Annotated in this window: 5 protein-coding genes; 3 read left to right on the top strand and 2 right to left on the bottom strand. The window is 39.8% G+C overall.

Annotated features, from left to right (window positions below; genetic code table 11):
• Nucleotides 1–3 precede the first annotated feature (3 nt).
• Complete coding sequence (locus VB714_RS14265; protein ID WP_323225260.1) at nucleotides 4–2577, bottom strand: NB-ARC domain-containing protein; 2574 nt, start codon at nucleotides 2575–2577, stop codon at nucleotides 4–6.
• Between the two features lie 46 nt (nucleotides 2578–2623).
• Between VB714_RS14265 and VB714_RS14260 the strand changes: the two genes are divergently transcribed.
• The 3 genes from VB714_RS14260 to VB714_RS14250 all read left to right on the top strand — a co-directional run bounded on the left by VB714_RS14260 (nucleotide 2624) and on the right by VB714_RS14250 (nucleotide 5479).
• Nucleotides 2624–3040: a hypothetical protein gene (locus tag VB714_RS14260; RefSeq protein WP_323225257.1), complete on the top strand. Its 417-nt coding sequence runs from the start codon at nucleotides 2624–2626 to the stop codon at nucleotides 3038–3040.
• A gap of 208 nt (nucleotides 3041–3248) precedes the next feature.
• A complete protein-coding gene (locus VB714_RS14255; protein ID WP_323225255.1) occupies nucleotides 3249–4601 on the top strand; it encodes an AAA family ATPase in 1353 nt (450 codons plus the stop codon).
• Nucleotides 4598–5479: a DUF4435 domain-containing protein gene (locus tag VB714_RS14250; RefSeq protein ID WP_323225253.1), complete on the top strand. Its 882-nt coding sequence runs from the start codon at nucleotides 4598–4600 to the stop codon at nucleotides 5477–5479. The genes VB714_RS14255 and VB714_RS14250 overlap by 4 nt, the downstream gene beginning before the upstream one ends.
• Before the next feature lie 29 nt (nucleotides 5480–5508).
• On the opposite strand, the gene VB714_RS14245 is transcribed toward VB714_RS14250, so the two are convergent.
• A partial coding sequence (locus tag VB714_RS14245; RefSeq protein WP_323225251.1) for a hypothetical protein occupies nucleotides 5509–6411 on the bottom strand: 903 nt, incomplete at its 5' end.

Below are 6411 nucleotides of genomic sequence, written 5' to 3'. Positions count from 1 at the left end.
CCCCTAACCCCCCCACTCCCGCATCTGGGCAGCCTCCGATCGCATCCCCAAAGCCTCGAAATGATTTAACGCGACTATAGCGGCTTTTTGGCTTGCATCCATGCAACCGCGCGATCGCGCTAAATAGGCTTGGGTGCGCTGGTGAAACGCAATTGAGCGGCGATCGTTGCGCGATCGCGCCATCGGCCAGCTTTGTGCCAATAGTGCCTCGGCTTGCTCTAATTCCCCCGTCATCACTGCGATCTCAGCTAACCAATTCAAAATATAGACCTCGAGTTGTTGCCATTGTAACTCTCGCGATCGCTTGAGGGCTTGCTGATAGAGGGTTTTGGCTCGAGGAAAATCCTCCATTTTGCAGTAAATTCCCGCTTCATAATATTGAATGCGAATTTCTTGACGGCGATCGCCTCCTATGGTTGCAAGCAGTTGCTTTTCTGACTCAAACCATTGCAGTGCGAGGCTCAAGTCTTGTTGTTCAAAGGCTAAAATTGCTCTAGAATGTAACAATTCTAAGCGCTCTTGGGGGTTCATTTCGCGAACTTCCTTGGCTAATTCTGCAAAGATGTCTTCTGCTTCTGCAAGTTGTTCCGGTTTTCCCATTAACATCAACGTCCAAGCGCGATCGCCTAATACTTCTCTCTCCAGATCGCGATCGCCTTGCTGTTGCGCGATGGATAATAATCCTTCCAACCAGTTTAAACGCTCATTCCAATAGCCGTAAATGTAGCTATAACCTTTAATTTGTCGCCAAAATACCTTTGCTTCTGGATAATGTCCTGTCTCGATGCACCATTCAAAAACAGCTTGGATATTGTCCCAGTCTGACTCTAATTGGCCATAATCGCGCCACTCTCGCCAATGATACTCTCCTTCGAGGCTCGAAAAGTGTAAATACCAGGTCAGCCAACGCGATCGCGCTTCCTCCTCAAACTGCGAATGGTTTGCAAGTGCGGCGATCGCATATTCGCGGGTGAGAAAAAGCATCCGATAGCGTCCCTCCTCCAGTTTAAGCAGGGAAAGTTGCTGTAGGTGTGCCAAACTATCCGTGAGGGCAAAAGCCTCCTCAACACCAAGGACAGAGGCGATCGCGGTTTGGGTGGGAGGTGCTGCAAAAAGCGCGATCGCCATTAATAAGCGATGGCTGAGTTGTCCTCTCAAGGGTTTAACTAACTCCTCTAAGCAAAAACGAGCAATTTCTCCCGTCGGCGATCGCAGTCGAGTTGTAACGGTCTCGAAAGGATAACCCGAAGCGAGTTGACCAATGCTGTAAACAATGGCCATGGGGTTTCCTTCGGTTTTTTCATAGAGAGGTTGAGATCGAAAAGTATTGGGGGGAATTTGTTTGAGTTTGGCCTGATAATCGATTAATTCTAAGGACTGCTTTTCTGGCAAACTATCCAGATGAATGCCTGTATCGAGTTGTATTTGTACCCGACTTGTCAGCAAAACTTTAACAGTCGTGGGTAATTCGTATAAAAAAGCGAGTATATTTTCGCGATCTTCGAGAGTATCAGCATTATCTAACAATAATAAGGTGGGTTGGTTTCCCAAACGCTCTCGCAGGCGCTGAAATTGTTCGGAAAAGTCGCTGCGGAGAATCCCAGGACAGTCTAAAGTATTGGCGATCGCGCGAAAAATATCCCCGAGACTGCTTTCTCTCTGCAAGCGCGGTAACAAGCGACCTGCATGGAATCTATGGGATTTTGCACAGCTAAACACGATCGCATCGAAGCGAGGAAAATCTTTCTCCCGTTGGTTTTGACGCGCTTCTAAGCAAAGATGCGCGACTTCCATCATTAAAGTGGTTTTACCCACGCCCGCCATGCCTTCTATACTAATGCGATGGATGGGGTTATGGGCTGCAAGGAAGTCTAATAATTGCTTTAATTCTTTTGTTCTGCCCACAAATACAGCGCGATCGCGGGCGGGAAGATTGTGGTAAGGATATTCTCGGGCTTTTGTCTCTTCCTCGATCGCCTCTATCGTTGTTAGGGGAGAATTTTGGTGCTGAGACTGTATTAATTCTCCCGTCACTTGTTTGGATTTTTCCGGTCGTTTGCTTTCCCATTCGCGATCGAAGCGATCGAGGTTTTTCTCTTTCTCGCGATAGGAGTACCAAAGTTTGAGGGTAAAATTCCAGCGATCGGAACCTTGGGTTTGAGCGCGATTATCCTCTAAAATGCCCAAAAAGTCTTTCATGCGGGCGATCGCTTCCTTAATTTGCTGGCTATTTAATTGGTTTGCGCGATCGCCCATTCCCGTCAATTGTTCGAGATAGCGAATTTTAGTTTGGAAAACGAGGCGATCGGGGGCTTGTTTATTGCAGTGTATTTTCAGCACTCCTTCCGTCTCCAAACAATCATCCGCAAAGTCCAAGAGACTTGCGAGAAGGTGTTTTGCTCTTTGTTTTGCGCGGGGTCCATAACTCGGTCTAGCCATTTCTCTCTTGAGGAGATAGTAAACATAAAGTTGGGGGATTTTCTTAAGTTTGAGAACTTCCCCTAACTCTATTTTTCCCAGTTTATAAGGTTTTTCACCACTCGGAGCAGGTTTTTGCCTCTCCGTAACTTCCCTCACTTAGATTCAGATTGTTTCTTGCAATCTGGACAAAAGAGAAAAACCCATGAAATTAGAAGATTTATCCGATCGCGATCGCCACTTTCTTGAAGAACTTAAAGCAACAGATTTCGGTCCGATCGCCTACAAATTAATGAACCCAGAGGATGGACAAGGATTAACCCTCGAGGAAACCACCCACGGGATCGAAGAATATCGCAAATTTCTCATCCTCCAATACTTTTACCGCGATCGGGGTATCGTCCCCACCCGAGAAATGGATAAAGTCTGGCACGTCCACATCCTCGACACTGTAAAATATCGTGAAGACTGCGATCGCTTATTCGGGGAAATGTTAGATCATTTTCCTTATCTGGGACTGCGAGGGGAAAGCGATCGTCAACTTCTTCAGCAAACTTTTCGCGAATCTCAAGTGCTTTTTGAGGAAACTTTCGGGTCTAGTCGCGAAGCAGTTGCAGTTTAAAATTTATTTTACTTCTCAAGATTTCCTGTAAGGATATTGCTTATCTTTACAGGATTTTTGGCGATCGCTATTTCTCTCCATGAGCAATACTTTTGTTTTAACAGATAAGTTGTAACTTGAAGTAAAATTGTAGAATATTAAGAAAGAAGTTGAACAGGATTGGTCTAAAACGATTATAATTTGAATTTATGATGAGAGGAGAAAAAACATGAGAATCAAACAGATTTCTGTGAGCGGCTTATTTGGGATTTTCAATCATGTAATCCCATTAAATATGAGCGATCGAATTACTATTATTCATGCTCCTAATGGTTTTGGAAAAACCATTATTTTGAAGATGCTCAATGGATTATTTAATTCAAAGCACTCAATTTTCTGGACTATTCCATTTAACAATTTTCGAGTTGATTTTAATGACAATAGTAGCCTTGCAATAAAAAAAGAATCTGAAGATTCAAATGGAGTAAATAAAAAGGATAAAATTACTTTTACATTTCAGCAATCCCAATCAAAACCGATAATTTTTACTCCTATAAAAGTAAAAGATAATATTCGTCCCGATATTAATTTTCCCATGAATATATTCGATGATATAATACCAGGACTAGATCGTGTTGCCCTTCAACGTTGGCTATATACTCCTACTGACGAAATACTTTCGTTAGAAGAAGTAATCGAAAGATTTGAAGATGTATTACCATCAAAATTCAGGCTCTTAGGATCTGAACCAGAGTGGTTAACTGAAGTTCGCAATAGTATTCATGTTCGTATTATTGAATCTCAGCGCTTATTCAACACATCTTCTCAAAGACATCCCAGATATTTTGAATCCCCTCTTCCAATGTCAGCTACTGTTTCTGAGTATTCTAGTGAAATTGCAGGTATTATTAAAGCAAAATTAACAGAATATGGAACAACTTCTCAAGCTCTAGATCGCACATTTCCAGCAAGATTAGTCGAACAAAAAACAGCACCAGATTTAGTAGATGATCAACTTCGTCTACAATTAGATGAACTTGAAAAAAAACGTTCTCGCCTTATAGAAGTTGGATTGTTAGATAAAGACAAAAGCTCTGATTTTCAAATTCAACCTCAGACAATTGATGAAAGCACAAAAAACATTTTATCGGTTTATATCGAAGATGTTAAAAAGAAACTAAGCGTTTTTGATGAAATTGCAAGCAAGATTGATTTATTAAGAGAAATCATCAATAAGAAATTTGAATATTCTTGTAAAGAGATAAATTTCAGCAAAGAAAAAGGCTTTATTTTTACTACAAAACATGATAAAAAAATACTTTCTCCAACTGATTTATCCTCTGGAGAACAACATGAATTAGTTCTGCTCTATGAACTACTCTTTAAAGTTGAACCAAACTCTCTAGTTTTAATTGATGAGCCTGAAATATCACTTCATTTAGGATGGCAAGTTCAGTTTTTAAAAGATTTACAAGAGATTACAAAGTTAGCTAATATAGATATTCTCATGACAACTCATTCACCCGATATTATTCAGGATCGCTGGGATTTGACGGTAGAATTAAAAGGAGTCTCATCGTGAAAGAATTTCGTTCAATTGAAGCTGATGCTAACAAAATTAGAATGCTACGTGCTGTGTTTCGTGGAACATTCCTTTTAGTAGAAGGTATATCCGATCGCCTTTTTTATGACCGTTTAGTTAATAAATTGACTTGTCAAATTGTACCTATTTCAGGAAAACCTTCTAGTAAAAATAGAGTAATTTCCGTCCTGCAAATTTTTGAAAATGAGAGTTTTTATGGAGTTTTAGCGATTGTTGATGCAGACTTCGATCGCATTATATCGCCTTCCTATAATAGCCCTAACTTGTTGCGTACAGACACTCACGATCTTGAAACTATGCTCATTCAATCAGTATCTCTTGATAAAATCGTTTCTGAGTTTGTTTCAGAAAATAAAATTGAAACGTTTCAATACAATCTTAGACAAAAATTGCTTACAGCCGCAGCAAAAATAGGTTATCTGCGCCTAACTTCTGAAGAAGAAAGATTAAATCTAAAGTTCGATAACCTTACATTTAGTCATTTTATTAATGAGAAGACACTAGAACTGGATGAAGTGAAGTTCATTAAAGAGATTCAGAATAAATCTAATAATTATTTGCTGCAAGATGAATCATTTCAACAGCGACTAAGAAATAAGAAAAAGAACTCTTATGATCCTTGGCAAATCTGTTGCGGTCACGATCTAGTTGCTATTCTATCCGTTGGTTTGCGTAAAGTATTACGCAAAATTGGTGAATCTACAATATCCAAAGAGGAAATTAAACCAGATAGTCTTGAACGCGATTTACGGCTTGCTTATGAATTCAGCTATTTCTGCAATACACAGCTTTACAAAGACATTAGAAAATGGGAAAATAATAATCCATCGTTTCAGGTTTTACCAAACGAAATATAATAGATAATGTTATTCTACTGTTTTATTTCTTACTGTTTCAATGTCAACTGAGTTTTATAAGTAAGACCATAATCAGAATATTCCGATCCTCCCGTATAATGAATGAAAGTCAGAAAAGTTATGCTTATTAATAACTGTAATAAAACGATCGCCAGTAAAAATCTGAGTTTATTTTCATAGAGTCGAGCTAACCAAAAGAAAGGAAAAGGAAGCACAACAGGAATATAGTAAGGTACAAAATTTATTGCTGATAAAGTAAATGTTCCTCCCACTCCTAACCCCATCGCTTTCAAATAAAAAACTAATTGAGAATCATCTTTTTTCGGTACAATTTTTCGCAAAGAAATACGCCTCGATTGTCTCAACCAATGATACAATGGATATAGACCTATACCAATGAGAAATAAATGAGCGGGAATCATTAAATAAGTGGGTATTCCTAACAAAATCGGTTCTCGCAGAAAATCAGACCAAAATACATCTTTCAAGGAGTAACTCATATTCACTCCTAATGCACTTGTTATCCATTGGCTGTAAAATTTAGGGACGAGAAGACCGACAACGGAAGAACGTACACCTTGCCATTGCGGTAATGCTTCTCTTAGCCAGAAAAACAGAGGAATACTCGCAATGAAAGAACCACAGAACCAACCCAACCAAGCAATTTTTCCTAGGCTTTTTTGTTGATAATCGTGCCAGATCGTCCAGAAAAATAAGCCAGCCGTAAAAACAAAACCACCGAGATGAATTTGACCGCTTAGAAGTGTAAAAGCACCCCAGAAAAAACTCCCCCAAAATTTCCTTCTGAACCAATGACCGACAAAACTTAAAAAACAAAAGGGTGCAAGAATATCAGGAATCCAAATTTTCCGAGAAAAGAGAATCGCAAAAGGATTTACACTGGCGATCGCAATTCCCCATAACCAAGACTG

The sequence above is a fragment of the Spirulina sp. 06S082 genome (assembly GCF_034932145.1).
In the GTDB taxonomy this organism is placed as follows: Bacteria; Cyanobacteriota; Cyanobacteriia; order Cyanobacteriales; family Spirulinaceae; genus CCY15215.
This window is presented reverse-complemented; position numbering and strand designations above follow the sequence as displayed.

Excerpts from the sequence above, each read along its gene's own strand:
- VB714_RS14260 (WP_323225257.1), top strand. The coding sequence starts at position 2,624 with ATGAAATTAGAAGATTTATCCGATCGCGATCGCCACTTTCTTGAAGAA.
- VB714_RS14255 (WP_323225255.1), top strand. The coding sequence starts at position 3,249 with ATGAGAATCAAACAGATTTCTGTGAGCGGCTTATTTGGGATTTTCAAT.